Source organism: Steroidobacter flavus, from assembly GCF_042651805.1.
Lineage (GTDB): Bacteria > Pseudomonadota > Gammaproteobacteria > Steroidobacterales > Steroidobacteraceae > Steroidobacter > Steroidobacter flavus.
In genome coordinates this window covers 2022596-2048606 of sequence record NZ_JBHSDU010000015.1, presented here as the reverse complement: position 1 = coordinate 2048606, position 26011 = coordinate 2022596, and the positions used below count along the sequence as shown (strand labels likewise).

At 61.1% G+C, this 26011-nt stretch carries 31 protein-coding genes; 24 read left to right on the top strand and 7 right to left on the bottom strand.

Annotated elements, in window-relative coordinates; genetic code table 11:
- Window positions 1–31 precede the first annotated feature (31 nt).
- The 4 genes from ACFPN2_RS35890 (at window position 32) to ACFPN2_RS35875 (ending at window position 5787) form a co-directional block, all read left to right on the top strand.
- On the top strand, window positions 32–2518 hold the full coding sequence (locus ACFPN2_RS35890) for a TonB-dependent receptor (RefSeq protein WP_380605735.1): 2487 nt from the start codon (window positions 32–34) through the stop codon (window positions 2516–2518).
- Between the two features lie 90 nt (window positions 2519–2608).
- The gene (locus tag ACFPN2_RS35885) at window positions 2609–3094 is read left to right on the top strand and encodes a DUF4440 domain-containing protein (protein WP_380605733.1); all 486 of its coding nucleotides are present in this window, start codon (window positions 2609–2611) and stop codon (window positions 3092–3094) included.
- Between the two features lie 110 nt (window positions 3095–3204).
- Window positions 3205–4095: a glutathione-dependent disulfide-bond oxidoreductase gene (yghU, locus tag ACFPN2_RS35880; protein WP_380605731.1), complete on the top strand. Its 891-nt coding sequence runs from the start codon at window positions 3205–3207 to the stop codon at window positions 4093–4095.
- A gap of 69 nt (window positions 4096–4164) precedes the next feature.
- Entirely contained in the window at window positions 4165–5787 is a 1623-nt protein-coding gene (locus ACFPN2_RS35875) for a hypothetical protein (RefSeq protein WP_380605729.1), read from the top strand.
- Here the strand turns inward: ACFPN2_RS35875 and ACFPN2_RS35870 are convergent.
- The gene (locus tag ACFPN2_RS35870; protein ID WP_380605727.1) at window positions 5745–6746 is read right to left on the bottom strand and encodes an acyltransferase family protein; all 1002 of its coding nucleotides are present in this window, start codon (window positions 6744–6746) and stop codon (window positions 5745–5747) included. The two genes, ACFPN2_RS35875 and ACFPN2_RS35870, sit on opposite strands and share 43 nt — an antisense overlap.
- Window positions 6747–6867: 121 nt before the next feature.
- On the opposite strand from ACFPN2_RS35870, the gene ACFPN2_RS35865 reads away from it, so the two are divergent.
- Window positions 6868–7251, top strand: a complete 384-nt coding sequence (locus ACFPN2_RS35865; protein ID WP_380605725.1) for a DoxX family protein — start codon at window positions 6868–6870, stop codon at window positions 7249–7251.
- On the opposite strand, the gene ACFPN2_RS35860 is transcribed toward ACFPN2_RS35865, so the two are convergent.
- On the bottom strand, window positions 7238–8113 hold the full coding sequence (locus tag ACFPN2_RS35860; RefSeq protein ID WP_380605723.1) for an aldo/keto reductase family oxidoreductase: 876 nt from the start codon (window positions 8111–8113) through the stop codon (window positions 7238–7240). The genes ACFPN2_RS35865 and ACFPN2_RS35860 overlap by 14 nt on opposite strands.
- 91 nt (window positions 8114–8204) lie before the next feature.
- Here ACFPN2_RS35860 and ACFPN2_RS35855 point away from each other — a divergent pair, with 91 nt between their 5' ends.
- Entirely contained in the window at window positions 8205–9155 is a 951-nt protein-coding gene (locus tag ACFPN2_RS35855) for a LysR family transcriptional regulator (RefSeq protein ID WP_380605722.1), read from the top strand.
- 212 nt (window positions 9156–9367) lie between these two features.
- Window positions 9368–9811, top strand: a complete 444-nt coding sequence (locus ACFPN2_RS35850; protein WP_380605720.1) for a hypothetical protein — start codon at window positions 9368–9370, stop codon at window positions 9809–9811.
- A gap of 105 nt (window positions 9812–9916) precedes the next feature.
- On the opposite strand, the gene ACFPN2_RS35845 is transcribed toward ACFPN2_RS35850, so the two are convergent.
- A complete protein-coding gene (locus ACFPN2_RS35845) occupies window positions 9917–11512 on the bottom strand; it encodes an amidase family protein (protein ID WP_380605718.1) in 1596 nt (531 codons plus the stop codon).
- Between the two features lie 261 nt (window positions 11513–11773).
- Between ACFPN2_RS35845 and ACFPN2_RS35840 the strand changes: the two genes are divergently transcribed.
- From ACFPN2_RS35840 to ACFPN2_RS35825, 4 genes are read left to right on the top strand one after another with little or no spacing between them, the layout of a single operon-like run.
- Window positions 11774–12130, top strand: a complete 357-nt coding sequence (locus tag ACFPN2_RS35840) for an ArsR/SmtB family transcription factor (RefSeq protein ID WP_380605716.1) — start codon at window positions 11774–11776, stop codon at window positions 12128–12130.
- A gap of 2 nt (window positions 12131–12132) precedes the next feature.
- Complete coding sequence (gene arsN2, locus ACFPN2_RS35835; protein WP_380605714.1) at window positions 12133–12570, top strand: arsenic resistance N-acetyltransferase ArsN2; 438 nt, start codon at window positions 12133–12135, stop codon at window positions 12568–12570.
- Between the two features lie 12 nt (window positions 12571–12582).
- Entirely contained in the window at window positions 12583–13014 is a 432-nt protein-coding gene (locus tag ACFPN2_RS35830) for an ArsI/CadI family heavy metal resistance metalloenzyme (RefSeq protein WP_380605712.1), read from the top strand.
- Between the two features lie 3 nt (window positions 13015–13017).
- A complete protein-coding gene (locus tag ACFPN2_RS35825) occupies window positions 13018–13512 on the top strand; it encodes an arsenate reductase ArsC (protein WP_380605710.1) in 495 nt (164 codons plus the stop codon).
- On the opposite strand, the gene ACFPN2_RS35820 is transcribed toward ACFPN2_RS35825, so the two are convergent.
- Window positions 13509–14303, bottom strand: a complete 795-nt coding sequence (locus tag ACFPN2_RS35820) for a 2-keto-4-pentenoate hydratase (protein WP_380605708.1) — start codon at window positions 14301–14303, stop codon at window positions 13509–13511. The genes ACFPN2_RS35825 and ACFPN2_RS35820 overlap by 4 nt on opposite strands.
- Window positions 14304–14412: 109 nt before the next feature.
- On the opposite strand from ACFPN2_RS35820, the gene ACFPN2_RS35815 reads away from it, so the two are divergent.
- From ACFPN2_RS35815 to tsaA, 4 genes are all read left to right on the top strand, one after another.
- Window positions 14413–14733, top strand: coding sequence for a DUF1330 domain-containing protein (locus ACFPN2_RS35815; protein ID WP_380605706.1), 321 nt, complete (start codon window positions 14413–14415; stop codon window positions 14731–14733).
- A 15-nt stretch (window positions 14734–14748) separates the two neighbouring features.
- Complete coding sequence (locus ACFPN2_RS35810; RefSeq protein ID WP_380605705.1) at window positions 14749–15486, top strand: SDR family oxidoreductase; 738 nt, start codon at window positions 14749–14751, stop codon at window positions 15484–15486.
- 147 nt (window positions 15487–15633) lie between these two features.
- The gene (locus ACFPN2_RS35805) at window positions 15634–16218 is read left to right on the top strand and encodes a pyridoxamine 5'-phosphate oxidase family protein (RefSeq protein WP_380605704.1); all 585 of its coding nucleotides are present in this window, start codon (window positions 15634–15636) and stop codon (window positions 16216–16218) included.
- Between the two features lie 34 nt (window positions 16219–16252).
- On the top strand, window positions 16253–17077 hold the full coding sequence (tsaA, locus tag ACFPN2_RS35800; protein ID WP_380605703.1) for a tRNA (N6-threonylcarbamoyladenosine(37)-N6)-methyltransferase TrmO: 825 nt from the start codon (window positions 16253–16255) through the stop codon (window positions 17075–17077).
- Here tsaA and ACFPN2_RS35795 read toward each other — a convergent pair.
- Entirely contained in the window at window positions 17074–17625 is a 552-nt protein-coding gene (locus ACFPN2_RS35795) for an energy transducer TonB family protein (RefSeq protein WP_380605701.1), read from the bottom strand. The genes tsaA and ACFPN2_RS35795 overlap by 4 nt on opposite strands.
- A gap of 189 nt (window positions 17626–17814) precedes the next feature.
- Here ACFPN2_RS35795 and ACFPN2_RS35790 point away from each other — a divergent pair, with 189 nt between their 5' ends.
- Both ACFPN2_RS35790 and ACFPN2_RS35785 read left to right on the top strand, forming a co-directional pair.
- Window positions 17815–18441, top strand: a complete 627-nt coding sequence (locus ACFPN2_RS35790) for an RDD family protein (protein ID WP_380605699.1) — start codon at window positions 17815–17817, stop codon at window positions 18439–18441.
- A gap of 2 nt (window positions 18442–18443) precedes the next feature.
- Window positions 18444–18794, top strand: a complete 351-nt coding sequence (locus tag ACFPN2_RS35785) for a DUF2200 domain-containing protein (protein WP_380605697.1) — start codon at window positions 18444–18446, stop codon at window positions 18792–18794.
- Between the two features lie 39 nt (window positions 18795–18833).
- On the opposite strand, the gene ACFPN2_RS35780 is transcribed toward ACFPN2_RS35785, so the two are convergent.
- Window positions 18834–19337, bottom strand: coding sequence for a GIY-YIG nuclease family protein (locus ACFPN2_RS35780; RefSeq protein ID WP_380605695.1), 504 nt, complete (start codon window positions 19335–19337; stop codon window positions 18834–18836).
- Between the two features lie 70 nt (window positions 19338–19407).
- Between ACFPN2_RS35780 and ACFPN2_RS35775 the strand changes: the two genes are divergently transcribed.
- Both ACFPN2_RS35775 and ACFPN2_RS35770 read left to right on the top strand, forming a co-directional pair.
- Complete coding sequence (locus ACFPN2_RS35775) at window positions 19408–19980, top strand: hypothetical protein (RefSeq protein ID WP_380605693.1); 573 nt, start codon at window positions 19408–19410, stop codon at window positions 19978–19980.
- Window positions 19981–20271: 291 nt separating this feature from the next.
- Complete coding sequence (locus ACFPN2_RS35770) at window positions 20272–20496, top strand: hypothetical protein (protein ID WP_380605692.1); 225 nt, start codon at window positions 20272–20274, stop codon at window positions 20494–20496.
- Here ACFPN2_RS35770 and ACFPN2_RS35765 read toward each other — a convergent pair.
- Window positions 20486–20929, bottom strand: coding sequence for a hypothetical protein (locus ACFPN2_RS35765; protein WP_380605690.1), 444 nt, complete (start codon window positions 20927–20929; stop codon window positions 20486–20488). The genes ACFPN2_RS35770 and ACFPN2_RS35765 overlap by 11 nt on opposite strands.
- A gap of 231 nt (window positions 20930–21160) precedes the next feature.
- Here ACFPN2_RS35765 and ACFPN2_RS35760 point away from each other — a divergent pair, with 231 nt between their 5' ends.
- The 5 genes from ACFPN2_RS35760 to ACFPN2_RS35740 are packed head-to-tail and all read left to right on the top strand — an operon-like array spanning window position 21161 to window position 25977.
- The gene (locus tag ACFPN2_RS35760) at window positions 21161–21652 is read left to right on the top strand and encodes an RNA polymerase sigma factor (RefSeq protein ID WP_380605689.1); all 492 of its coding nucleotides are present in this window, start codon (window positions 21161–21163) and stop codon (window positions 21650–21652) included.
- 2 nt (window positions 21653–21654) lie between these two features.
- Window positions 21655–22710 carry a FecR family protein gene (locus ACFPN2_RS35755; RefSeq protein WP_380605687.1) on the top strand — a complete coding sequence of 352 codons (1056 nt, stop codon included), beginning with the start codon at window positions 21655–21657 and terminating at the stop codon, window positions 22708–22710.
- 59 nt (window positions 22711–22769) lie between these two features.
- Window positions 22770–23078: an STN domain-containing protein gene (locus ACFPN2_RS35750; RefSeq protein WP_380605685.1), complete on the top strand. Its 309-nt coding sequence runs from the start codon at window positions 22770–22772 to the stop codon at window positions 23076–23078.
- On the top strand, window positions 23068–23517 hold the full coding sequence (locus tag ACFPN2_RS35745; protein WP_380605684.1) for a winged helix-turn-helix domain-containing protein: 450 nt from the start codon (window positions 23068–23070) through the stop codon (window positions 23515–23517). The genes ACFPN2_RS35750 and ACFPN2_RS35745 overlap by 11 nt, the downstream gene beginning before the upstream one ends.
- Before the next feature lie 6 nt (window positions 23518–23523).
- A complete protein-coding gene (locus tag ACFPN2_RS35740; protein ID WP_380605682.1) occupies window positions 23524–25977 on the top strand; it encodes a TonB-dependent siderophore receptor in 2454 nt (817 codons plus the stop codon).
- The last annotated feature ends 34 nt before the right edge of the window (window positions 25978–26011 follow it).

Below are 26011 nucleotides of genomic sequence, written 5' to 3'. Positions count from 1 at the left end.
CCGCGACATACGCGCCGATCGTGGGGGAATCATGAACAAGAATTTGCTCCGTCAACGCGCCGTCTGGGTGACTGTGGTTACCGCGTTCACCCCGGTTTTGGCTCACGCGCAACAGACACCGGCGCAACCCGAAGCACCCGCGACGGGACTCGAAACTGTAGTCGTTACAGGTAGCGCGCTCGGCGGCGTCAAGAAGCTCGAGGCCAGTTACAACATTGTCACCGCCAACGAAGAACAGATTCGCCAAGCGAATCCGAAGAGCACGGCGGACTTGTTGAAGATCTCACCGGGCATGTGGCCGGAGTCGACCGGCGGCCAGACCGGTGCAAACATCGAGATCGCCGGTTTTCCTGGCGGCGGCGACGCGCCGTATTTCACGTCGTTGCTGATGGGTTCGCCCGTGTACGGCATGCCCACTCTGTCGTTCTTCGAAACCACCAGCATCATTCGTCTCGACGACACGGTGCGCGCCGTGGAAGTCCTGCAAGGTGGACCGTCGGTGGTGTTCGCTGGCGGCCAGATCGGCGCGACCGCGAACTTTCTGTTGAAGACTGGCACCGACGAGCCGTCCGGAAGTCTGGGACTCACTTATGGAGACGAGAATCTTTGGCGTCTCGACGGCTTCACGGGTTTCAAAGTCGGCGAAGGCTGGTACGGCAGCGTCGGCGGCTTCTGGCGCACCTCCGACGGTGTGCGCGATCCGCAATTCCCGGCGGACGAAGGCGGTCAGCTGACAGCGACGCTGAAGCGCGAATCCGACAAAGGCGACTTGGTCCTGTACGCGCGCTATCTGAACGACAAGAATCAGTTCATCACGCCGATTCCGCTGATCCAGACCGGCACCGACAGCTTCCATGCGTATCCGGGCTTCGATCCGCTCACCGGTACGTATTACAGCGAAGCGATCCGGCATGTGCGTCTGCCTGGCTATCCCGGTGGCACGAACGCCGATCTTGCCGATGGCCGCGGCGCGGACATGTGGTTCGTGGGCGCGAACTACGATCATGATTTCGACAACGGTTGGTCGATCAGCAACAAATTCCTCGCCAATGCCGGTGACGTGGACACCAATGCGCTGTTCTCCGGCAGCAATCCGGCCACGTTGAACGATGAGCTGTTCACCATTTCCACCGATCTCGGCGGCTTTCAGTTGCCGGCGGGATCGGTGGTGAACGCGGCCTTCGTGGGCGGCGGCACGGTGGCGCCGACCCAGGATGTCATTCATCAAGGCTGGTGGTTCATTCACAAGGAACTGGAGAACATCAACAACGATTTCCGCCTGAGCAAGGAAGTGTTCGAGGGCAACACGCTGACCTTGGGCTTGTATCTGGCCTACTACACGATGGACGACAAGTGGGCGCAGGGCGGCAAGGGAATGTTCATGACCAACGAGCCGAACGCGCGGCCGATCACTGTGAGTTATGTTTCGGGCGGCCAGACCTTTCAGCTGACCGACGATCAAGGCTTCCTCGACTATGGCGGCTTCAACATCGCCCAGCGCGGTCATGCGTTCAACCACGCGATCTATCTGTCGGATTCATGGCGCCTCGACCGCTGGTTGCTGGATGCATCGGTGCGTTACGAGAACCAGGACGCGACCAATCGCGTGTGCAACCTGAGCAATGTGAATCTCGATGCCAACCCGTTGACGCTCTACGACAACGCCGTGCCACAGTGTAATGGCACGCTGGCGGTTACCGACTACGACGAGAACTTCACTTCGTGGACCCTGGGTGCGAACTACAGCTTCACGGACACGATGTCCGTCTACGGTCGCGTGAATCGCGGTGGACATTTCGCGGATTTCGACAACGGCATTCGCGGCAGCACCACGGGCAACACGCCGCCCGTCCAGGTCGTCAAGAACTATGAAGTGGGTTTCAAATTCCAGAACGACTTCCTCTATGCCGACCTCAGCGGCTACTACCGCGACTTCACCGGTCTGCAGTATCAACAAACCACCGCGCTGGGCGCACCGACGGGTGAGAAGCTGTTCTACGGCTCCGAGTCGAAGGGCGTGAACTTCATCGGTCAGCTCACGTTGTGGGAGAACTTCAGATTCCAGGTCGTGGCGAACTATCTCGATGGCGAGTACACGGACTACGATGCCTGTGTGCCCTTCACCAATATCGTCACCGGCAACGGCTGCGCGCGTATCGAAGGCCAGCAGCTGCAACGTCAACCCAAGCTGCGTTACATGCTCACGCCGAGTTATCGCTTCCCGTTCGGCTGGGGCGACATCGACGCTCATGTGACCTACACGCACGTCGGCGATCGCACGCAAGACCAATCCGGGCTGCAGCAGCTCGGCTCTTACTACACCTGGGATTTCGGTGTCGTCGCAAACGTCGGCGAGAACTGGCAGTTCGCGGTGCGTGGTACCAATGTGTCGGACGAGCTGGGCATTACCGAAAGCAATTCGCGCATCTTCGGCACGGCGTCCGGCACCAACGGCGTGTTGCTGGCCCGTCCGCTGGAAGGCAGCGAGATCAACTTCCAGGCCAAATATCTTTGGTAGCGATTTGTATCGCTGAGCATCGCTTCGTGTGCGAGCCCCGAGTGCCCGATGACGTACAACGTCTCGGGCACTCATTTTATGGAGCAGAGCATGCGAGCCAACCGCAGTTATGTGGCCCTCGGCCTGATCGCCACCGGCATCGGCACCTGGGCCGCGACCCACGCCTCCCCATCGTCCGAACAACTCGACGCTCCCGCCGTCGCCGCCGGGTGCGCCCGCCAGTTCGAGCGTGCACAACGCGTCGACATGGAATCCTTCCGCGACTACGACGCCGCGACGTTTAGAGCAGGCCACCATCCCGACGCCACCACCGTCTTCGCTAGCGGCGCCGTTCGCTATGGCGTCGACGCAGTGATGGAAGCGCTACGCTCCCACTTCGAAAATCGCGAAGCCGTGTGGGCCTGGACCGAGCGCTACCGCGTCGTCGACGGCTGCAAGACCGCGTTCATTCTCTACGAAACAACTTATGACATTCCCTCGAACGGCTACCACCAGCGCGCCCTCACCGGCGTGACGTACAGCTACCATCGCGGCAAGTGGCTTGCGGTGGCGGATACGGGGACGTTGCTGCCTTAGGGACTCGATCCTTGCCTGACGGGCACGACTGAGTTGCCGAGGTTGGAACGCGGGGCGGGTTCTTTCATTCTTCACCCAGAGGATTCAGCCAAATCGACCCCAGGTGCCCCATGACCGACAACGCGATCGCCGATTACACGCCCCCGACCGTCTGGACCTGGATCAAGCCGAACGGGGGTGAGTTCTCGAAGATCAATCGACCGGTTGCGGGCAAAACGCATGACAAGGAGCTGCCGGTAGGAAAGCATCCGCTGCAGCTGTACTCGCTCGCCACGCCGAACGGGCAGAAAGTCACAATCCTGTTGGAGGAACTGCTCGCGCTCGGTCACAAGGGCGCTGAGTACGATGCGTGGTTGATCAGGATCAATGAAGGCGAGCAGTTCGGTAGCGGCTTCGTGGAGGTGAATCCGAATTCGAAGATTCCCGCGCTGATGGATCGCTCGGGCTCGCAACCGATCCGCGTATTCGAGTCCGGTGCGATTCTGCTCTACCTCGCGGAGAAGTTCGGCGCGTTCCTGCCTACGCAGCCGAGCGCGCGTGCTGAAAGCCTTTCCTGGTTGTTCTGGCAAATGGGCAGCGCGCCGTTCCTCGGCGGGGGATTCGGGCACTTCTATGCTTACGCGCCCTCGAAGATCGAGTACGCGATCGATCGTTACGCCATGGAAACAAAACGTCAGCTCGACGTGCTCGATCGGCGACTCGCCCAGAGCGAGTACCTTGCGGGCGACGAATACACGATCGCCGACATCGCGGTGTTCCCGTGGTACGGCGGCATGGTCAAAGGTTGGCTGTACAACGCCGGCGAATTCCTCTCGGTGCACGAATACAAGAACGTGCTGCGTTGGGCCAACAAGCTGCTCGCTCGACCGGCCGTAGTTCGCGGGCGCATGGTGAATCGCACGAGTGGCGATCCGGCGAGCCAGTTGCACGAACGTCACGACGCGAGCGACTTTCAGACCCGGACCCAGGACAAGCTGACGGCGCAAACGTCCAAGTCGTAGCAAAGTGCTACCAGCCGCGCTTGGCGAATGCCATCATCCTTTGGAGGATGGCTGAGTCGGAGCGGTCGAATGGGTCCAGGGTTTTCTCGCGCCACACTGCTGGCATGCATTGCTGTGACGTGGGTCGCGCAAGCCGATGAGGCAACGCCGCGATACGTTTCACCGGGCACGCCGCCCATCGAGTGCGTGACCCGCGTCAATAACGACGCCAATCCGCAGCTGCCCGGCTACTTCGTCCAGGACCCGACGGGCAAAGTGTGCGTGCCGTTCTCGTATCGAACGCAGTTCCCGCCGCCGGGCTACAAGGGCGACTACTTCGTCGATGAGTTCACCGACGCGAAGATCAAAGCGAAGTATCAGGCGTGCAAGAAGGACCCCGCCTGCAATGAGAAGTTGGCCCGCATTCCTCCACTCGTCACCGTGCCCAGCGAGTTGCGGGTCACCGGGACCGTCGATGCGGCGGGCAAGATCGATCCGCATGGCGTCGTCGATCTGAAGCGAATCCGCCGCCCGGCGTACTTTGCGAAGCCGGCGTATCACGAGCCGATCGCGGAGGCAGAAGGGCGAACTTACACCGTCGAATTTCAAGTGCCGCGCGAGGCGTACGAACGGCTGCATATGAAGCGAACAGATCCCGTCGCGCTGCGCGGCTGGTATCTCGAAGGCACCGGCGTGCAGGGAGCAAATGGTCAGAAGACCCGCGCGCTGGTGATTCTGAGCGCCGGTCGCAGTGTCGAAACGACGGCCATCCGAGCAGCGGATGAGCCGCTTTATGATTACGACCAAACAAAATCAAGCTACGTGCCGAGAAAATTCCCGAACGCGACCACCGAGAAGTGGGGCTCGCGCGGCTGGCGCAATTATCTCTACGAGTTGAATCGCGCCGGCTTCGACGTCTTTACGTTCGACAAGCGAGGCCATGGCATCTCCGGCGGATACAACGACGTCAATACGCTCGAACAAGGTCGCGACATGTGGCGTGCGCTCGACGCGCTGGAGACAGGCGAGGGCGTGAGGGCGTTGTCGCCCTCAGGAGTGTTGATCGAAGGCACGGCAGTGCGCGGCCGGTTCCTGGCGGGCATGAAAGCCAAGCAAATCCCCGTTCTCATCGGCGGTTCGTCGCAGGGCTCCATCACGACGATCTGGGCCATGCATCAGAACTTCGTCGAGGACTGCACCTATGACTTGCCGGAAGTCCGCTGCTCGCCCGCGCATCGCTACAACATCAAAGGCGCGCTGCTGCTGGCCGCGTTCGACGGCGCGATCGGCAATCGTGCCGCGCCGACCGATATCGAGGCGAGTGTGCTCGACGAAGGCCGTTCCCGGGTCGAGTTGAACACGGTGATGATGCCGAGCGCCGAGCCATTAGCAAACATCGACAAGTGGCCGGCGGTGTTTTTCGGCCGAGGGCTGTGGGACTTCGCGCAGTCGTTGGAAGCGACGCTCGAGTCTTACAACCGGGTGAAAGGATTGAAAGAGATCGTCGTCGTCCGCGGTCCGCACTCGGACACCGAGTTCGGCGATCAGAACGTCGCGCACATGACGGCTCGCATGGTGGCCTTCTCGAAAGCGGCCTTATCCGGGCAGCGTGAAGTGCCGGGCGCGGCGCGGTTCCAGGATCTCAAGAGCCTGGTGACAACGAGCATTCCCTACTGGGAGCCGACCAACGATCCCAGCCGGGCGCGACGCTGACGTTTGATCGGCGCATCGACCCAGTGATAACAAATCGCCGCCATCGCGAACGCGAACGGCAGTGTCGCGCTCAGCGTCACCCACCAGGGTTGCCCGTAAGCCCGATTGAGCAGGACGACCAGGGGAAAGTGCCAAATATAAATGCCATACGACAGTTTGCCGATGTAGACCATGGGGCGTGACGACAGGAATCTGCTTTGCGCATGCGCCGCTGCGTAGCTCACGATGACGACGGCGGCAAACTCCGCCACCGTGATCCGCCACATGTCGGCTTCGTCCACCCGATGTGACGGCACCGTGGGTAGCGCAATGAGCACGGCAAGCACGACGCAGGCGATCATGAAAACGCGGCGTGAGATGGTAGGGCGGACGAGTGCGGCAATCGCTCCCAACAGAATGCCACTCATACGCGTGTCGAAGCTGAAATAAGCCTGCGCCCAACCCCAAGTGCCATTCACGAAGTAGCGCCACGCGCTTGCGACGAGAAATGCCGCCACCAGCCAAGCGATCGGACGCCGCGCTTTCAGAATGAGTGGCAACAGCAGCGGCCACAACAAATAGAACTTCTCTTCGACGCCGAGCGACCACGTGTGCGCAATGGTCAGCGGCGCATGCCAGAACGCGATTGCATAGTCCATGGTGTACGTACTGGCAAGCACCGCGGAGAGCCATCGATCGTCCGTCGGCCACAGCAGCGGCGCGAGCACGAGGTAGGCCGCCACCAGCAGTAGCAAAGTCGGGTACAGCCTCAGCGCGCGGCGAGCGTAGAACCGACCGATCTCGATGCCGTCGTTCCGGTACTCCGCCGCCAGTAGCGACGTGATGAGGAAACCCGAAAGAACGAAGAAGATGTCCAGACCCACGAAGCCGCCGCCGACGCCCGGCACTTCGCAATGGAAGAACACGACCACGAGAATGGACAAGGCTCGAATACCGTCGAGCGCCGGGTTGTACTGCATGGACCGGACCGAAACTGTTGAGCTCAGCCCGGTAATATCACAAGGCCGCCGCGAAGTCTTGGATCGGAGCGCGCTGTCGGGGATGGGCTACAATGGCGCCCACCTCGGCTGGAGAACACTCATGAACGACAACACTGGCAAGCTGATTCTTCGGTTGGCGCTCGGCATCCTGATCCTGTTGCACGGCATAGCCAAACTCAAAGGCGGCGTCGGCGGCCTGTCCGGCATGGTCGCCGCGGCCGGTCTGCCTGCCTTTGCCGTCTATGGCGTCTATGTCGGCGAAGTGGTCGCGCCGATTCTGGTCCTGCTCGGCTGGTACAGCCGCATCGGCGCCGGCGTGATCGCGATCAACATGCTGTTCGCGCTCTACCTGGCGCACCGAAATCAGTTCTTCTCACTGAGCGAGACCGGCGGCTGGGCGCTCGAGCTGCAGGGAATGTTTCTATTCACCGCCATCGCGATCGCGCTGCTCGGCCCGGGGCGCTTCAGCCTCAATGGGAAGTAGCGCCGATCCGATCCAACGTTTGCAAAGCCTCGGCCGGCAGTCGCAGGTGGGCTGCCGCCAGATTCTCCCGAAGATGCTCCACTGACGACGTGCCTGGGATCAGCAGGATGTTGGGCGATCGCTGCAGCAGCCAGGCAAGCGCGACCTGCATCGGAGTCGCGCTGAGCTGGATTGCGACACTGGCCAATTCGTCGGATTGCAGAGGACTGAACCCGCCGAGAGGAAAGAACGGAACGTAGGCCGTGCGTGCGGCGGCGAGTTCGTCAATCAATGCATCGTCGCTTCGATGGGCCAGGTTGTATTGATTCTGCACACATACGATCCTGGCGATCCGGCGCGCCTCGGCGACCTGTTTCGAAGTGACGTTGCTGAGTCCGATGTGACGAACCAGACCTTGTCGCTGCAACTCGGCCAGCGTTTGCAGCGGCGCTTCGATCGAGCCTTCCGCGGGCCCATGCACGTCGAACATGGCGCGAAGGTTGACGACATCGAGCACGTCCAAGCCAAGATTGCGAAGATTGTCGTGGACGGCCTGCGTCAGTTGCTCCGCTGAGAATGCCGGATTCCACGAGCCGTCCGCGCCGCGTAGCGCGCCAATCTTTGTGACGATGGTCAAGTCGCGAGGATAGGGATGCAACGCTTCGCGGATGATTTGATTGGTGACATGCGGGCCGTAGAAATCGCTGGTGTCGATGTGATTCACGCCGCTTGCGACCGCTTCGCGAAGCACCGCGAGGGCGGCTTGTCGGTCTTTCGGTGGCCCCATGACCCCGGGGCCGGCCAGTCGCATGGCGCCGTAACCCATGCGATTCACACTTCGATGACCCAGCGTAAAAGTTCCGGCGTGACTGATATCGATCATGGTTGCCTCCGCGTCAGGCATTCAATGTAGCCAGCGGGGCTGTGTGTGACAATCTGCTACAATCGATACAGGTTGTTCGGAGAGGCGGACAATGGCGGCGGAACTCAGCGATCTGACGGCGTTTGTCGCCGTGGCGCGTGCCGGTGGATTCCGGGAGGCGGCCCGAGGAAGCAATTACAGCGCATCCAGTTTGAGCGAGGCGGTCCGGAGGCTCGAAGCTCAACTCGGCGTGCGCTTGCTCAATCGCACCACCCGCAGCGTTGCGCCGACGGAGGCGGGGGCGCAGTTACTCGAACGGCTCAGCCCGGCGTTGTCCGAGATCGAATCGGCGCTCGACATCGTCAATGGCTTTCGCGACCGGCCCGCCGGCACGTTGCGTTTGAATGTACCTATCAGCGCGGCGCGCCTGGTGCTACCTAAAATCGTGCCGCCGTTTCTTGCCGCGTATCCGGATATTCTGCTCGAGGTTGTTGCTGAGGATAGTTTCGTCGACGTGCTCGCCTCCGGTTGCGATGCCGGCATCCGCTACGACGAACGGCTGGAGCAGGACATGGTGGCCATTCCCATCGGCCCACGTCAGCAACGTTTCGCCGTCGGCGCTTCGCCCGACTATTTGAATCGTCGTGGCCGCCCGGATCATCCTCGCGACTTGTTGAATCACGACTGTCTGCGCGGCCGATTTCCCAGCGGCGCGATGATCAGCCCATGGGAATTCGAGCGCGATGGCGAGGTCGTCAAAATCGAGCCGAACGGTCGGCTCATTGTCCGCGTCGGCGCCGCTGCCGACCTTGCCGTCGATGTAGCCATTGCGGGCGGCGGCATCGTCGCTCTGTTCGAAGAGTGGCTGCGGCCGCACTTCGACAGCGGCGCGCTCGAACCCGTGCTCGAATCCTGGTGGCCGACGTTCTCCGGCCCCTTCCTTTATTATCCAGGCCGCCGCCATCTGCCCGGTCCGCTGCGGGCGTTTGTGGATTTCATTGGATCGCTTCAAGGAAGATGGGGGGAAACCGATCAACGTGGGCGCTCGGTGGGGTCATGGTGAGGTCCTCGCAAGTGGCGGTCCGGCGGTCAGCAACTTGGCTGAAACGCACCGGCGGCCGTGCGACGAACGGGGTGAAGTGTTGGGAACGATGATCGATGCGGTAGGAAACCAGCTCGATACTGGCGGCAAGGCCAAGGCCGACTGCGAGCGTAGTAAATGCTGAGGGCGAATGAGCGCGGAAGCATTGTCGACCCCAGCGCGGTGGGCGCGGGATGCTGACGCTTTTCGCTCGATTCATGGTCTGGGGCGTGGCGTCCATGGCAGGCATCGCGCTCTTCGGCGTGGCGTCTCGATACCTGTTCGTCACACGCGATCTCGTCGTTTCCGCCAGGATGGTGAGTGCGGTGTTCGTGGGAGCGACAGCCATGGCGCTTTGCATTGCTTTATTACGAACGAGGGTGAGCGTACACGTCGCATCCCCGGGCCCAGGCCGGCTCGCTCAGCGATTCGTTCACCTGGTAAAAACCCTGCTTGGCTGCTTTTGCATGGTCGTCGCTCTTACGGCGGCAAGGGTCCTGTTAACGGAGTTGTCCTCTGCCGGGCCGGTTGAGATTGGCTACAGCCGGGTCCTATCGGAAATGCTGTTTGTATCGACTCTGTCCGGGCTTTGGCTGTTCTATCGGGATCTTCGATCCGATAAAGCAGGTGAGCAGTAGCGCCCACCGACGGATCACCGTTGATTGGATTCGAGTGCGCACTGAGCTGTTCGAGCGGGCGACAGACGCCGTTTCGCTTCCCGCCGTCTCGCTTGCGATTGGACTTCAAGGCATCGTGACCGCCTGATCCGGCAACGCCGGCGTGTGCACGGGCAATCGCCGTACGTGTGTTGCTTGTTCGAAGCTGTAGCCGAGTGCCAGTAACTTCGGTTCGCTGAAGGCGGGCCCGAAGAAAGAGATGCCGACCGGCAGGTCATCCGTCGTGAAGCCCGCGGGGACGATCAGATCGGGAAAGCCTGTGAGATTTGCGATGTTGGTGGCGGAGGCGGTGTCGGGTTGCGGCTGGGCTTGAGCGATCAGAGCTGGGCGACGGGGAGACGTTGGATAGACGATAGCATCGAGCTTCTCGGCGGCGAGAAGGCCCTCGACGACCATTCGCACCATCGGCAGCGCGTGATCGCGCACGGACAGATAACGATAATCGTCGAGCTTGCCAGCCTCCGCCTCTTTCTTGAACAGTGTCCAGCGTATCGGATTCGGGCCGGCGCCGTCGGCGCGCAACGATCTCACACCGGTTGAGCTGGCGATCAACTGTTCGAGGTTCTTCGGATAACCTGCCCCGGTCGCGGCGAGATAGTCGCCGATTTGAGCGGCGAACTCCGGGTTGCGAATCGCGGAATAGAACTCCTGTTTGCTATCGAGCAGCCACTTCGGATAACGCACGTCGACCACGGTCGCGCCCGCCTTGCGCATGGACTCGAGCGCCGACTCGATGACCCAATCGACGTCAGCGTCGGCCCCGAGGAAATCTCGTGCGATGCCGATGCGTGCGCCTTTCAGCGCGTCGGCTTTGAGAAATTGAGTGTAGTCGGTGGCGGCTTTTCCTTTGCTCTTCTGAGTCGCCGGATCCGCGGGATCCACGCCCGTCATGACGCCGAGGGACACGGCGATGTCATAAACGCTGCGTGCCATGGGCCCGCCGGTATCGAACGTGAGCGACAACGGAATGATGCCGTCGCGGCTCATCAATCCATGCGTGGGCTTCAGGCCCACGATGCCATTGGCCGTTGCAGGCCCACGGATCGAGCCGCCTGTGTCCGTTCCCAAACCGAGTGGCGCGTAGGCGGCTGCGATGGCTGCGCCCGTTCCGCCAGAGGAACCGGAAGGTGTGCGCGTCGGATCGTGAGGATTGAGTGTCTGGCCGCCGAGCGAGCTGTGCGCGGCTCCCGAGGCGAACTCGGAAAGATTGAGTTTCCCAAGAACGATCGCTCCGGCATCGCGTAGTTTCTTGACGACGTACGCGTCGTCCGGTGGCACCCAGTTCTCCAGCATCACGGAACCGCCGGTGGTCGGCATATCAAATGTGTCGTAGTTGTCTTTCAGCAGCACCGGTATGCCGTGCAAGGGCGAACGCGGTCCTTTGCTTTTGCGTTCGGCATCCAGCGCACGCGCGATCTCAAGCGCCTTCGGGTTCAGAGTGATGACGGCGTTGAGCTTCGGCCCGTTGTCGTCATAGGCCTCGATGCGAGCAAGGCACTGCTGCACCAGTTGTTCCGAAGTGAGCGTGTTCGCCTCGAACGCTCGATTCAGATCGGAAATGGTCGCTGCGTCGAATTCGATGGCCGCCGCGCGCACGCAGACGGTGTAACTGATCAGCAACGCGGCCAGCGCTGCCAGACGGAATGAACGATGCAATCGCACGGGTGCCCCAGGATTGTTGTTGTCCTTCCGGCGAAAGCACGATGCATGCCAGAAAAATCCATCCGCGCGAGGGGCGGTTCGCGCTCAATTCTTGTCGCGTCTGTGCCGTATGAGTGAGCTGGCGGGGTGGGCGCAAAAATCATGCACGGCCACTGCGCCACGATCGTGCGCCGCGAGCGCGGCGTGCACGCAGAAGGGTCGGCGCGCGGGTATCGACGCCGTTCTTGACGTTTCGACTATTCTCGTAATATCGTACTTCCCATGGAAGCCAAGCACGCTGTCGCCGCGTTGGGTGCGCTCGCGCACGAGTATCGCCTGGGGATCTATCGTCTGCTGGTCGAGCAAGGCCCGACGGGATTGTCTGCCGGCGCGATCGGCGAGGCCGTCGGTCTGGCGCCGTCGTCACTTACTTTTCATCTGCAGAATCTGCATCGCTGCGGCTTGATCGTGCAGCGACGTGAGAGTCGCAGTTTGATTTACAGCGTCGATTTCAGCGCCATGGACGAGCTGGTCGGCTATCTGACCGAGAATTGTTGTGCGGGTAGCGGCGACGCGTGTGAAACGGTGTGCAAGCCGGTGGCGCCGGCCAAGACAGGCAAGCGCCGGAAGGTGGCCTGATCATGGCAACTCCATTGGCAATCCATCGCGGCCCCCGCCATGAAGATGTCATTCGACTTCTGGAAATGGCGGCGCTGCCGACAGCGGACCTCACCAATGAGCACATGCAGGACTTCTTCTATGCGGGCCCGGCGACTGCACCGATTGGAATAGTTGGCGTGCAGCTATACGGCACGGACGCATTGTTACGCTCGCTCGTAGTGATGCAAGAACATCGTGCGCACGGCCTCGGGCAAGCTCTGGTCGAGCGCGCCGAGCAACACGCCCGAGAGCGGGGTGCTGCAACGATCTATTTACTAACGACGACAGCCGAGTCGTTCTTCCGCTCCCGAAACTATGTGGCGACATCCCGCGATAGCGCGCCACTCGCGATCCGATCGACGCCGGAGTTCGCGGGCTTGTGCCCGGCCAGCTCGGCGTTCCTGTCCAAACGACTTTGAGGGCGATCCGTCATGAAACGATTGCATGTGCATGTGAGCGTCGATGATCTGGCCAGGTCGATCCAGTTCTACAGCACGCTGTTCGCCGCCGAACCCACGGTGACCAAGGACGACTACGCCAAGTGGATGCTCGAAGATCCGCGAGTGAATTTCGCCATCAGCCAGCGTGGCGGTGACGCAGGTATTCGGCACTTGGGAATCCAGGTGGAGGATCGGGCCGAGCTGGCCGATGTTTATTCACGATTGCAGCGTGCGGAAGCGCCGATTCTCGAAGAGGGTGCAACGACCTGCTGTTACGCGCAGAGCGAAAAGAGCTGGGTGGAAGATCCGCAAGGGATTCAATGGGAGACGTTCCTCACGACCGGCGAGAGCACGACGTACAGTGCGGCACCGGCGAGGTTGAACAAGGGACGGCCTTGCTGTGAGCCCACCAGAGCGCCGTGAGCTATGCGCGATCGTCCTTACAACGTGCTCTTTCTGTGCACGGGAAATTCCGCTCGGAGCATCCTGGCGGAATCTTTGCTGAATCATTGGGGCAAGGGACGATTCCGCGGCTTCAGTGCAGGCAGCTTTCCCAAAGGCGCCGTGCATCCGCTCGCGATAGAACTCCTAAAGCGAACCGATCTTCCGACAGAAGGACTGCGTAGCAAGAGTTGGGAGGAGTTCGCCGCACCGGGCGCACCGCCAATCGACTTTGTCATCACTGTTTGTGACAACGCCGCTGGCGAAGTCTGTCCGATCTGGCCGGGCAAGCCGATCACCGCGCATTGGGGTATCGCGGATCCGGCGGCGGTTGAGGGCGAGACGGAAAAAGCAGCTGCCTTTCGCCACGCGCTCGCCGAGCTCGAGGCGCGCGTGAAGTTGCTCGTGAACGTTCCTATCGAGTCGCTGGATCGTATGGTGCTTCAGCAGACAGTGCGTGGTATCGGGCAGACAAGTTAGCGAATTCTCACTGTCACTGCCGGCAGCGAGCCCAGCTGAAACGTATACGTGTCGCCCTCGACCGCGAACTTCGTCGGGATGATCGAACCCGTCATGATCCATTGACCCGGGCGCAGCGCTTCGCCAGAAGCGCGGGCGAAACCGGCAATCCACGCCAGGATGAAGAGCGGACCCGACAAAACATCGCTGCTCGAGCCAGTCGCGACTTGCGTGCCGTTGACGAGCAATCGTCCTTCCAGCTCACGAAGATCGCCGAACGCGGCGGGTGAGACGGGCTCGCCGAGTACCATGCCTCTGTTCCAACTGTTCTCGGCGGCGATGGAGCTGGCTTCGAGGTGAGCGTAGTCGGCATCGCGATCGTCGATGACTTCGAACGCCGCAGCGATGGCATCGACGTAGCCGATCAACTCTTGAGCGCTCGTGTCCGGTCGCAGGGCGGGAATTTCTTTGCCGATGTGCAACGCGAGCTCGCTCTCGATCCCGAGTCGATGGAAGTCCGACTTTCGCACGGTGGCGCCGCTCCGGTGAACGCCGCTTTTGAGAATGCGTCCCGCGATCGGCTCGTTCACGCCGCAAAACTGCTGCATCTTCCCGGTGGTCAATCCGACCTTGTAGCCGGCGACGCTGTCGGTCCCGGAACGAAGCGCACGCGTCAGGATTTCCGATTGAATGGCGTACGCTTCATCGAGCGTCGCCGGGCGGTTATCGATGCGATAGAGCTGGAAGCGGGTGCGGTTCCGGACGTGCGCTTCAAAGCCATCGACGATGGCGCGAACCTGATCGGCGTGCACTGGCAACCTCGACACATCGGGCGGGTGCCGGAAACTGTAGCACAGGCCATTTAGGAAAAATTTCTGCATCCGGGGCAGTAAACTGCGTGAGCCAGTCGAGGAGACACAGATGGCCGCCTACATGATCTGCACGATGAAGGTCCACGATCCCGTGACCTTTCGAAAGTATTCCGATCACACGCCCAAGACGCTGGAAAAATACGGCGGCCGCTTTCTGACCCGCGGCGACCAGGTGACGACGTCGGAAGGCGAGACCTTCGGCGAGCGCATGGTGATTCTGGAATTTCCAGACCGCGCGTCGGCGGAGGCGTGGTACAACGACCCGGAATATCAACGACTGTCCGAGTTCCGGCGCGCGGCGACCACGAACGGGCGGATGATTCTTCAGGAAGGCCGGGCGGATCAGGTCGCGCCGGATCCTCGTGTTTGATCGGAGAGTGCGGCCATGGATTTAAAAATCTCCAATCGTCGTGCGCTCGTGTTCGGCGCGTCGAAAGGGCTGGGCAAAGCGGTCGCGCGCGAGTTGATTGCTGAGGGCGTGCAGGTCGCCATCGTTTCTCGCGACCCTGCTCGCGTCACGGTGACAGCAGCCGAGATCGGCGCGATCGGCATTGCGGGCGACGTATCCAAGCCCGGCAGTTCCGAAGCGCTCATCGCACAAGCGGCGAAGGCGCTCGGAGGGCCGCTGGATATTCTGGTGACCAACACCGGCGGCCCGCCGGCCGGCCCGTTCGAGCGCATGACCGCGAGCGACTGGCAGAAAGGGTTCGACAACTTATGGATGAGCACGGTGGAAAGCGTGCTCGCCGTGCTGCCTCACATGCGTGAGCGCAAGTGGGGACGCATTCTCGCGATCACGTCGATCTCAGCGCGAGAGCCACAACCCGGTTTGGTGATCTCGAACAGTTTGCGAGCCGGTCTGCTCGGGCTGATCAATTCAGTCAGTCGCGACGTCGCCAAAGATGGAATCACGATGAACGCGCTCTTGCCCGGTTACACCGCAACCGAGCGACTGACGGAGTTGGGTGTGGATGACGCGACCATGGGCCCGAAGATTCCCGCGGGACGCATCGGACGGCCCGAGGAGTTCGCCGCGCTGGCGGCGTTTCTCGCATCCGATCGCGCGTCCTATATCACGGGCCAGGCAATTGCCGTCGACGGCGGCTTCTTGAATTCGATCTGATCAGTATCGAGCGTCGATCCTGAGTGTCCAGTTGCGAGGCTCGTAGCATGCCTCATCCCCTGTCATGTGCCACCGCGCCGCACCAGCCACTTCCTGGCCCGAACCGGCGTATGCTTCCGCTGGCACCCGACGAGCCGGAGGCATCCCATGACGATGTTTCATCAGGGCAACCGAGATCTGCAGCAGCAGTTTGGCTCGACCGCGCTGGCCGACCGGCTGGTGGAGCGTCTGCGCCGCTCCGAATTCAACGAGGAGGACCGGGCGTTCATTCACTCGGTCGAGTTTTTCTTTCTCGCGACCGCCGCTCCCGACGGACATCCGGATTGTTCCTTCAAGGGCGGCCCGCCGGGCTTCGTTCGCATCGTGCGGCCGGATCTGCTGGTGTGGCCGGACTACGATGGCAACGGCATGTTCAAGAGCCTTGGAAACATCGGTCTGAACCCGTTCGTGGGGCTGTTGTTAATTCGGATCGGCGAGGCGCCCAAACGTTTGCGAGTCAATGGACGTGCCGAGGTTGTGTTGGACGATCCGTTGATGCGCGAGTTCGTGGGTGCACAGGCGTTGGTCCGCGTCACGCCCATCGATATCTTTCCTAACTGCCCGCGTTACATCCCCGATCTCGCGGCCGGCAAACCGTCGCCATATGTTCCCTGCGCCGACCGGCCGCCGCTGGAGCCGGGGTGGAAATCGAATCCAGCGTGGAACGAGGTGGTGCCGCCGCGACGGGCATGAGCCGAAGCGGCGGCGATGACGTATCCTGCACCTCATGTCGTCCGTTCAAGATAGTGACCCGTCCCGCCTCGTTCTCGAGCCGATCGGAATCGTCCGCACTTCACGCGTCACCAAAGTCGAAGCGCCCCGGCAGCCGCGGGCCGCGCAAGGTGAGCCTGCTCGCATCGAGCTCTTTCCCGGTCGGAACTTCGAGCACGCGCTCGAGGATCTGTCGCGCTGGCAGTGGATCTGGGTGATCTTCTGGTTTCATCAGAATCCGGGTTGGCGCCCCAAGGTGCTCCCGCCCCGCAGTACTTCCGGTCGCAAAGGCGTGTTCTCCACGCGCTCGCCTCATCGCCCGAATCCCATCGGCCTGTCCGTAGTCCGGTTGGAAAAGGTGGAGGGTTTGAATGTCCACATCCTCGACTCGGACATGCTCGATGGCACGCCCGTGCTCGACCTCAAGCCCTATGTTGCTTACACGGACTCACATCCCGATGCGGGCAATGGCTGGCTCGATGACGCCGACGTTTCTCAGCCGGCCGATCCGGTGAGTGCGTATTCAGTGACCTTCCTGCCGCTGGCGGTTGAACAAGCGAAGTGGATCGAGACGCGAACGGGCCTGGCGATCGAGGAACGAATTCGCTCGACGTTGACGCTCGGCCCGGAGCCGCATCCCTATCGACGTATCCGTCGGCTCAAGGACGGAATGCAGCTGGCGGTGAAAGAGTGGCGTGTTCGATTCAGTGTTGAAGGGCGCGACGTGCGCGTCATCGCGATTGCTTCAGGGTTTCGAGAGTCGCAGCTCGCGAGTGAGAGTGACGATGAGATGTTGCGAGCTCATCGGGAGTTTCGGGATCGTTGGAGCGAGCCTCGCTAGTCGGCGTCGGCCGTCGCGCCGTTACGCGTGAAGTTGAACTTCAGCAGCATCGTCCGCTGCTCTTCCAGCGTCGCCGGCGTGAACGTCCATTTCTTCGCTGCATCGACCGCGAGCCGCTGGAAATAACGGCTCGGCCCTCGTTCCTCCACGACCGCGCCCGTCACTGCGCCTTGTTTATCGATCGTCACGCGGACGGACACTTTGACGGTGCCGGTGATCGTGTCGAGCGCACTTTTCGGGACGTCCGGGACCGCTTCGTGGACGGGGGAGAGCGGGGCGTCGGGTTTCGGCGTCACGGCCGGCTCGACGGGCATCGCCTTCACCGGTTCGGTCTTCGTCGCGGGCGCAGGAGGGGGATCGGATTTGAAAGTGCTGATACCCAACCAGCCGAGCAGCACTGCGACAACGCCCACGATTACTAGCAGCGCAGGTTTACCCAAACGTGGTGGCTGGGGCGGAGGAGGAAGCTCCTCTTGCGGAATCAGCTTGACACGAATCACCAGCCGGCCAGCGGACGGAGTCTCTACCTCGGATTCGGTCGCCGGCATCTCGGTTCTAATGGGTTCGAAGAAGACAGATGAAGTGTGTCGAAGCGCCCCTTATCCTTCATCCAACGGACCTGCGCAATCGGATAGTCACCGACTTGTCATTTCAAGCATCAGCCGGCAGCCGGTGCTCGGTCGCTTGCTGTCCCCTGACTGAACACCTATTGTCCGCGCTCAGTCACAAGGAAAGACATGAAAGTCACCGAGCAGGATCTTCTCGAGCGCTATGAGTCGCTGGAAACAGAACAACTCATCGAATTGCAGGCGCAGGGCGGGTTGACCGAGACCGCCACGCGGGTTCTCGAGCAAGTGCTCGCCGGAAGATCGGTTTCGCCGGCGGAACGGGTCGCGGTCGCTTCGGAGGCCCAGCAGCGAGTGGCCGAGCAAGCGGCGATGAAGGCGGCGATCCCATCGCCCGGAGTACGGCTGGGCGCCAAGCTGATCGACGTAGTTGTGTCGCAGGCGATCTCGTTGCTTGCCTTCATGTTCTTTCCGCTGGCCAAGCAGTTCGGCTGGCTGGCGATCTACTTGGGATTCTTCGGTCTGTTTGTTTCTGTCGTCTACCTGCTGCTCGCCGACGGTCTGCCTCGGGGGCAAAGCGTGGGCAAACGCTTGCTCGGCATCGCCGTGATCGATCAGGTCACGCGCCACCCTTGTACCTACACCAAATCGGTCGTGCGCAACGTCACGCTGTGGCTGCTGGGGCCGATCGATTGGCTCCTCATCCTCGGTCGCCTTCGCCAGCGGCTGGGCGATAAGTTGTGTGCCACTCTCGTTGTTACAGTAAATCGGCAAGGTGCCCCTGCGGAGGCGGGCTGACAATGGCTAACGATCGAGTGTTTGCGATGAAGTTCGCCAAGGTCTATCCGCTGTACGTGCAAAAAGCGGAACGTAAGAATCGCACGAAAGAAGAAGTCGACCGGATCATCTGCTGGCTGACCGGCTACAGCCAGGCGGAGCTGCAACAGCAAATCGACCAGGAAAGCGATCTCAAAACCTTCTTCGCTCGCGCCCCCGCGCTTCATCCCAATCGTTCCCTCATCAAAGGCGTGGTCTGCGGCGTCCGCGTGGAAGATGTCGCGGATCCGTTGATGCAGAAGATTCGCTATTTGGACAAGTTGATCGATGAGCTGGCCAAGGGGAAGGCGATGGAGAAGATTTTGAGGCAGTAGCAGCCATGCGTGAGATCAATCCATTTCCCGACCGGACGATCAGTCTTGATTTGTCTGGGGCAGGAACCTGGCGGGATCGCGACGGGAGCCGTGCTTGTTCTCCCATGGGTCCAGTCGATCGATCAGGAACTCCTCGAGACCCGCGGCCTCGAAGGACTCAAGCAGGGGGATTGTTGCAACAAAGCACGGCTTGAAGTGCCAGCCACTATCAACAATGTGGCAGTCGCTGCCTCTTCCATTGGAGTACCTGAAATAGTTGTCGAGCCGAGTGCCTAGAGACCTCGACTTGCCGACATAGAGAAGCTGTCCGTCAGCTGCAAAGATTAAGTACACTCCAGGGGAATCTGCATTGGGCCATGAAGAAGGCCAGCGAAGCAGGCCTGAGACGGCATGGGTTTCGGAAGGGAATAGCGAGTAGAGTGGGCTCAACGTCGGCACGTATAAATCAGGGTGCCTCCAGTTGGCATGGTAGAACGAGACCGCTGCATCGATCTCATGCATCTGCATATTAAATTGATGAGTAAACATGTGGTCGACGATCATCGGCTCTTCTTCCCCTGAGTGATGCTTGTTCGTATGGATGATAGCTGCGAATGGACAAAGAAGGATAACAATGAACAGCGCACCAGCCAGGCTCAATGCCGATTTGATTCAACAGGTAATCCAGAGCTTTCCTTGTGACGGAGGCTGGCAAGAGCTGGCGTGCAGCATCTTGCGCCCTGACAGAGCAGCCAAGCGTAGTTGGACGAGCGTTTCCGCAGAACTTTCAGGCCAAGCCGGCCTGTACGCTTTTCTTTTTCCAAGGACACAGTTTTCGCGCACCTTCACGTTTGAGCTGGATGGGCCGGCGAAGAGAAAAATCCCATTCGGGTTCTGCGTCGAAGATCTCCCGGTCGTGGCGAAGGACTACTTCGTAGCGTACGTGGGGCGCAGTGCCAATCTACTGCAGCGTCTGCAGTGGCATTTCCAGTCATGGGAAGAATCAACCGCTGCTCAAGTACGCAAGGCGCTCATCAGGTGCGGCTACGTGCGGAGTGTCGAAGAAGCCGTCGATTTCATGATTCAGCACGGAAAGGTTGTGTACCGACGTATGCCGGGCGATGAGAATGTCGCCAACCGGGACATCATTGAAGTCGCGCTGTGGGCGACGTATCGATGTCCTTTCAATATCAAGTCTGAGCGATAGGATGCAGAGCAGCCCGTTTCTAAGGATCGGATTGTAGCTGGGCGGGCGTTTCTGCGGAAACGTCTGGCGCGCTGGAACCTCGAGCGATGGGTTATACCAGCTCCCAGTCGTAGATCTTTGTTGACAGAGTCATCGAGAAAAAGATCCGTAAAAAACTAAAGAAATTTTCTGCTGTGCCGCATTAAGAAAATCTAACCTACATCGCGACGGTGTACATGTTGCGTTCAGCGAGCTCTGCTAGATTTCAGTCACGGGAAAACTCTGCACGAAGGAAACTAACAAGGAGCCGGAGTGATGAAGACGCTGTATCGACCGCTTCTATTGCTGACCTTGGTGAGCGGCGTCGTTGTTGCCGCAGCGGGCCCATTCAACGCGACCTGCACCGATAATCACGGTCTGTCCGGTGGCTACCTGGGGCCGCCGCAGAAGACACGCGCCGAGGCGGAGAAGGATTGCGTGGCTCATAAGGCTTCGAAACCCGCGTACAAGAATCACGAGTGCTGGGTTACTGAGTGATGTGGAGCCGGGCCGGCGACCAGGCGAACGCGGCGGTGGCGACGATCGCGGCGGGGAGGGTGAAGAGGCTGCCCAGGAATTGGACAGACATCAGGCGAGCGCTGCTTTCGATGAAGGTCAGGGCAGCCATGGCGACGAAAGCGAGCCAGCCGGCCAATAGCCCGTAACCGTCTTTGGCGCGGCCGCCCTGCTCGGGTGGCACATAGGTCGAATGAATCCAGAGGCGCTTGCCGATGGACCAGATTCGCCAGACGCCATACAGGCCGGCCAGGGATGCCAGAACGACACAGCCTCCGATCCAGGGATTGCTCAGCGATCCTTGGAGGGTCACGACGATGTTGAAGGACAAGATCGCGTAGGCCTGCAGGGTCGTTGCGGCTAAAGGAACATAAGTGACGAACAGGAGAGTCCGCAGCGCGAGGGTTCTCAGCATCGTCTCAACAACTCCCTGTGACCCAGCAGTCACGTCGTGGCTATTTTATTCGCCGTCGGGTGGATGAGCTATCGCGTGGGTTCGGGCGGATCGGGCGTTTCACGGTCCGCTGACGCACCTGGAAAATTCGAAACCAGGCGCCCAAAAAAATTTTCACGGGAAGGGGGGCCCGGCCTCGCTTTTTCTCCTCTATACAGGCACACCCAGTCGATTCGGGCCTGTTAGCCACTCATGTCAAATACGTCGTTACTCGCAGGTTGGCGGCAACGCTGGAACAGAAGTCTGTTCCAGTTCCTGCGCCAGCGGGCGCGGAGCTCGGTCGACGTGGAGGATCTTGCTCAGGAGACGTATCTCCGGCTCCTCCGCGCACCGGACCTGAGCGGGGTGCGGAATCCGCAGGCCTACCTGCTCCAGGTGGCGCGGCACGTGATGTTGGAATGGCGCGGGCAGAAGGTGCCGCCGGAGGCATTGGTCGAACTCGACGAAGATACGTTGGTGGACCCGACCGCGCCGGAGCTCGAGCTGGAGGCGCAGATGGCCCAGCGCCGGCTCGAAAAGGCGCTCGAAGAAATGTCGCCCGTGGTGCGCGCCGTGGTGTTGCTACGGTTACGGGACGACTGGCCCTGTCAGCAGATCGCGCAACAACTGGGCCTGACGGATCGTCAGGTCAAACGACATCTCGCGCGTGGCTACGACCACCTGCGTGCCCGGATGGAGGGCTGAACATGACGCGCGAAAAAAATCTGGATCCTTCGACTCGCGAGCAGGCCGCCCAGGCTTGGGAGACCTTCCACAGTACGGACGACGCGTCGGCCGCCGAGCATCGTGAGTTCGGTACGTGGGCGATGCGCTCGCCCGAGCACATCGAAGCCTATCTGCGCGTGGCTCGCACGATGCAGGCGTTGAAGTCTGCTGACATTCGCTGGCCGAACACGTCGGCGGAAGAGCTGATCCGTGAAGCGAAGGCGCACTCCGATCAGGTCGTGACAAGCTTGCGCGATGAGCAGCCGATCCAGCGTCCGAAGCAGCGGCCGCGGGTCGCTCCGTTCGCCTTCGCAATGGCGGCGGCGTTGCTCGTGGCGATCGGTATGGCCTGGATGGTCTGGATGACGCCGCAGTCTTTCGAGACGGGCTTCGGCGAGCAGCGCTTCGTCCAGCTGGAAGACGGCTCGGGCATCACGCTCAACACTGCGACGAAGATCGAAGTGAAGCTCACCAAGGGCCATCGAGTCATTCGTCTGCTTCAGGGCCAGGCCCTGTTCGACGTTGCGCACGATCAGGCGCGTCCGTTCGATGTGTACACCGGCAACTCGATCCTGCGAGCGGTGGGAACACGCTTCGACGTGGATGTGCGCCCGGATCGCACGACGGTCACCATCGTCGAAGGCACGGTGTCGCTGACGCAGGGGCTGAGCCAGGCGCTGCCTCAGGGCAATACGCCGCTGCTGCATGTGTCGGATCGGGTCGTGATCGACAGCACCGGCCCGAGTGCGCCCGAGCATGGCGTGCGTCTCGACGAGACGACATCGTGGACGCGGCAGCAGCTGGTGTTCAACGGCCGCGCGTTGGGCGATGTGGCGAATGAATTCAATCGTTACAACCGCGAGCGCATCGTCATCGCCAGCCCCGAGCTGCGGGCGGAGCAGATCACCGGCGTGTTCAAAGCGAACGATCCGGTGTCGTTCCTCGCGTTCCTGGCCAGTATTCCAGGCGTGCGTATCACGGACGACGGCAAGGGCAATCATGTGGTGACGCTCGATAAGGGCACGGATACACCTTGAGTGCGGCGTATTTACGGCGTGGCGTGCGCGCATGGTCGTGCATCGTGATGCTCTGTCTGATGTTGGCGATCGACAGCCCTGCGGCCGAGCGCCAGCCCGAGCCCAGGATGTTCGAGCTGCGCATTACGGCGCAGCCTTTGGATGAAGCATTGAAAGAGTTTTCCAGGCAAAGCGGTATGCAGGTCATTTACTTTTCCAGTCTCACCGACCGCCTCCAGTCGCCGGGCGTCAACGGGAAATACACCGTGAACGCGGCGCTGTACGCGTTGCTGGCCGGGTCGCGACTGTCGTTTCGAGTGATCAATGCCAGGACTGTCGAGATCCGCAAGGAGGATGAGGGCGCGAAGGAGGAACGTAATGTCCATTGAAATGAACCATGCCGCCCTGGAGTCCGTGTCCTTTGGGCCGTACAGCCTGTTTCCGAGGGCGCGGGTGCTGCATAAAGACGGCACGCCCGTCGCGTTGGGCAGTCGGGCGCTGGATATTCTGATCGCGCTGGTGGAGCGGGCCGGTGAAGTGGTGAATCAACGTGAGCTGATCTCTCGCGCCTGGCGCGGGTTGGTGGTCGAGACCACGAACTTGCGAGTGCAGATGACGTACCTGCGCCGCTGCCTCGCTGACGGCGAACAGGGCGCGCGTTACATCGCGAATGTGCCGGGTCAGGGTTATAGCTTCGTGGCTCCGGTACGACGCTCCACCTCGCAAGAACCGAGGCACCGTCCGGCGCAGAGATGTTCAACGAACCGCAGAATCATCCAAGAACGTCGTCCGCGAACCTGCTACGGTCAAATGACAGGATCGGTATGATAGTTCGTGACCGCACGCGCACTGTTCTCACTGCTAATACTCAGCTCGCTCGCCCACGCGGGATCGGTTGATTTCTCCATCGAGCGTCAACCGCTCGCGGGCGCCTTGCAGCAGCTGGCGCGTCAGGCCGATGTGCAGGTGATTTTTTTCTCGCGCGTGACCGAGGGGCTGAACGCTCCGGCCCTCGCTGGGAACTACACCCTCGAGGCGGCGATGGAACGGCTGCTGGCCGGATCGGGGCTGACGTTTCGAATCATCAATCCGCAGACGGTCGAGGTTCGGCCGATGCAGACGAGAGCCGCGGCGAAGCCTCGCCCTATAAGCAAACCCAAAGAGCAGCCGGCCGAAGCGACTGCGCCACTGGAAGAAGTGGTTGTCGTCGGTCTTGCCGAACAGCTCGTAGCGACGCGGATCGCGACGCCGTTGCGCGAGATTCCGCAAACCGTGTCGATCGTATCCGGCGAGCAGATGCGCCAACGTAATGAGGTCACGCTCTCGGACGTGCTGGCGAACGCGCCCGGCATCACGATGGCTCGAAGCAACTCGCTCGATCCGGATTTCTACGCGCGTGCCTATCAGATCACGTCGTTTCATATCGATGGCGGCGCGGCGGTCACGCCAAAGATCGATACGACCGTGATGTTTCTCGGCACGCCGGACCTGATCGAGTTCGATCACGTCGAGATCCTGCGTGGCGCCGACGGCTTGTTCAGCGGCAATGCCAACCCCGGGGGCACGGTCAGCCTGGTGCGCAAACGTCCGCAGAACAACTTCGCCGCCTCGGTCAACGCCACGAGGGGATCGTGGGATACCCAACGCGTCGAGCTCGATCTCACAGGGCCCATTGCAGAGGACGGCGCTTTGCGCGGGCGCATGGCTGGCGTCTATGCACACAACGGCTACTTCTACGACATCGATGCGCACGAGCGAAAGAAGGTGTTCGGCGCGCTCGAATATGACGTCACCGATTCGGCGACGTTGACCGCGGGTGCCAGCTATCAATGGGACAAGGCGTCGCCGACGACGCTCGGTCTGCCGCTGTATGCGGACGGTCGGGATTCGCGTCTGCCGCGTGACACGGCGCTGGCGCCCGATTGGAATCGCTATCGCGCCGATCTCGCGAGCGTCTATTTACAGTATCGGCAGGAGTTGTCGCCGGGCTGGGCGTTGCGAGTGAACGCGTCGGGATGGCGTGCCGAAGTGGAGTATGAGCTCGCGTCGTTCAACGCGCTGATCGATCCGTTCACGAACATGTTGAGCATGCTGCCGGTCGCGGAGGCCGGGGTTACCGCAGGTCCGAACATTCACGAGCAAACATCGGCGGACGTGACGGTGACCGGCACGCTGGATTGGTTCGGCTGGCGCGAAGAGGTGGCGATCGGTGCCGATTTCAGTCGCTTCAGGCCACACGCGCACAACGAAAGCTACTACGGGCTGGGCACGGCCCCGATCGATCCGCGTGCTTTCGATTCAAGTGCCATCGTCAATCCGGCACTCACGCGCGACGCCGATGTCGACGCCTTCAGATCCTCGATCCTGGATCAGTACGGAATGTTTGCATCCTTGCGCATCTACTTCGACGATGCCTGGTCGGTCCTAGGTGGCGCACGAATCAGCGGGGACAGGAACCGCTCGCGATACATCATTCGCGTCGGCTCACGCGAGCTCGATCTGTCGACGGATTTCGGCACCGATCATGTCGTCACGCCGTACGCGGGCGTGACGTATGCCATCAGTCGCAACTATTCGCTGTACGCCAGCTATTCCGACATCTACCGCGCGCAGGGCCTCTACGATCGATCGCCGGGCAATCCGCTCGAGCCGGTGAGAGGCGTCAATATCGAGGCGGGCATCAAAGGCGAGTGGCGTAATGGCGCGGTCAATGGCTCGCTGGCGGCGTATCGCATCGAGCAGAGCAATTTGGCGCAGTTGGTCTCGACGCCGCACGATGTGACAACGATCAGTAAGCGCGATTGTTGTTACGTGGGCGTCAGCAATAAGAGTCAGGGCGTGGATGCGGAGCTCAGCGGCGAAGTGTTGGCAGGCTGGAGTCTCGGCGCGGGCTACACATACAACGACAACGAGGCCCCAACGGGCGGGCCGCTCTCGCGGCTCACGCCGAAGCACTTGTTCAAGGCCTGGACCAACGTACGGATGCCAGGTGCGTTCGATCGCTGGCAAGTGGGCGGCAGCGTGCACGCACAGAGCAAGACAACGGCTCGTGCAATGACCAACTATTGCCCGGCGCCGGCTTATGTGTGTCTTTCAGTGGATACCGTGCAGCCGTCGTACGCCGTGCTCGACCTGCGCGCCGCCTTCGATGTCGATCCGAACTGGCGGGTGGCGCTCGGCGTGAGCAACGTGTTTGACAAGATCTACTACGAGGCGATGGAATCCAATCTGCACGGCTGGTACGGCGAGCCGCGCCACTGGATGCTGAGGATCGACGGCCGATACTGAACCTGGCTTTCCCCTGGGGCGGGGCGGCGTGGCA

What these genes read in the sequence shown, in the direction of transcription:
- ACFPN2_RS35860 (WP_380605723.1), bottom strand. Translation starts at nt 8,113, where the DNA reads ATGATCGATATCAGTCACGCCGGAACTTTTACGCTGGGTCATCGAAGT.
- ACFPN2_RS35830 (WP_380605712.1), top strand. Translation starts at nt 12,583, where the DNA reads ATGAAACGATTGCATGTGCATGTGAGCGTCGATGATCTGGCCAGGTCG.
- ACFPN2_RS35840 (WP_380605716.1), top strand. Translation starts at nt 11,774, where the DNA reads ATGGAAGCCAAGCACGCTGTCGCCGCGTTGGGTGCGCTCGCGCACGAG.
- ACFPN2_RS35780 (WP_380605695.1), bottom strand. Translation starts at nt 19,337, where the DNA reads ATGATCGTCGACCACATGTTTACTCATCAATTTAATATGCAGATGCAT.
- ACFPN2_RS35760 (WP_380605689.1), top strand. Translation starts at nt 21,161, where the DNA reads ATGTCAAATACGTCGTTACTCGCAGGTTGGCGGCAACGCTGGAACAGA.
- arsN2 (WP_380605714.1), top strand. Translation starts at nt 12,133, where the DNA reads ATGGCAACTCCATTGGCAATCCATCGCGGCCCCCGCCATGAAGATGTC.
- ACFPN2_RS35890 (WP_380605735.1), top strand. Translation starts at nt 32, where the DNA reads ATGAACAAGAATTTGCTCCGTCAACGCGCCGTCTGGGTGACTGTGGTT.
- ACFPN2_RS35815 (WP_380605706.1), top strand. Translation starts at nt 14,413, where the DNA reads ATGGCCGCCTACATGATCTGCACGATGAAGGTCCACGATCCCGTGACC.
- ACFPN2_RS35805 (WP_380605704.1), top strand. Translation starts at nt 15,634, where the DNA reads ATGACGATGTTTCATCAGGGCAACCGAGATCTGCAGCAGCAGTTTGGC.
- tsaA (WP_380605703.1), top strand. Translation starts at nt 16,253, where the DNA reads ATGTCGTCCGTTCAAGATAGTGACCCGTCCCGCCTCGTTCTCGAGCCG.
- ACFPN2_RS35885 (WP_380605733.1), top strand. Translation starts at nt 2,609, where the DNA reads ATGCGAGCCAACCGCAGTTATGTGGCCCTCGGCCTGATCGCCACCGGC.
- ACFPN2_RS35755 (WP_380605687.1), top strand. Translation starts at nt 21,655, where the DNA reads ATGACGCGCGAAAAAAATCTGGATCCTTCGACTCGCGAGCAGGCCGCC.
- ACFPN2_RS35785 (WP_380605697.1), top strand. Translation starts at nt 18,444, where the DNA reads ATGGCTAACGATCGAGTGTTTGCGATGAAGTTCGCCAAGGTCTATCCG.
- ACFPN2_RS35865 (WP_380605725.1), top strand. Translation starts at nt 6,868, where the DNA reads ATGAACGACAACACTGGCAAGCTGATTCTTCGGTTGGCGCTCGGCATC.
- ACFPN2_RS35825 (WP_380605710.1), top strand. Translation starts at nt 13,018, where the DNA reads ATGCGCGATCGTCCTTACAACGTGCTCTTTCTGTGCACGGGAAATTCC.
- ACFPN2_RS35875 (WP_380605729.1), top strand. Translation starts at nt 4,165, where the DNA reads ATGGGTCCAGGGTTTTCTCGCGCCACACTGCTGGCATGCATTGCTGTG.
- ACFPN2_RS35810 (WP_380605705.1), top strand. Translation starts at nt 14,749, where the DNA reads ATGGATTTAAAAATCTCCAATCGTCGTGCGCTCGTGTTCGGCGCGTCG.
- yghU (WP_380605731.1), top strand. Translation starts at nt 3,205, where the DNA reads ATGACCGACAACGCGATCGCCGATTACACGCCCCCGACCGTCTGGACC.
- ACFPN2_RS35795 (WP_380605701.1), bottom strand. Translation starts at nt 17,625, where the DNA reads ATGCCGGCGACCGAATCCGAGGTAGAGACTCCGTCCGCTGGCCGGCTG.
- ACFPN2_RS35750 (WP_380605685.1), top strand. Translation starts at nt 22,770, where the DNA reads ATGTTGGCGATCGACAGCCCTGCGGCCGAGCGCCAGCCCGAGCCCAGG.
- ACFPN2_RS35855 (WP_380605722.1), top strand. Translation starts at nt 8,205, where the DNA reads ATGGCGGCGGAACTCAGCGATCTGACGGCGTTTGTCGCCGTGGCGCGT.
- ACFPN2_RS35790 (WP_380605699.1), top strand. Translation starts at nt 17,815, where the DNA reads ATGAAAGTCACCGAGCAGGATCTTCTCGAGCGCTATGAGTCGCTGGAA.
- ACFPN2_RS35775 (WP_380605693.1), top strand. Translation starts at nt 19,408, where the DNA reads ATGAACAGCGCACCAGCCAGGCTCAATGCCGATTTGATTCAACAGGTA.
- ACFPN2_RS35850 (WP_380605720.1), top strand. Translation starts at nt 9,368, where the DNA reads ATGCTGACGCTTTTCGCTCGATTCATGGTCTGGGGCGTGGCGTCCATG.
- ACFPN2_RS35870 (WP_380605727.1), bottom strand. Translation starts at nt 6,746, where the DNA reads ATGCAGTACAACCCGGCGCTCGACGGTATTCGAGCCTTGTCCATTCTC.
- ACFPN2_RS35765 (WP_380605690.1), bottom strand. Translation starts at nt 20,929, where the DNA reads ATGCTGAGAACCCTCGCGCTGCGGACTCTCCTGTTCGTCACTTATGTT.
- ACFPN2_RS35745 (WP_380605684.1), top strand. Translation starts at nt 23,068, where the DNA reads ATGTCCATTGAAATGAACCATGCCGCCCTGGAGTCCGTGTCCTTTGGG.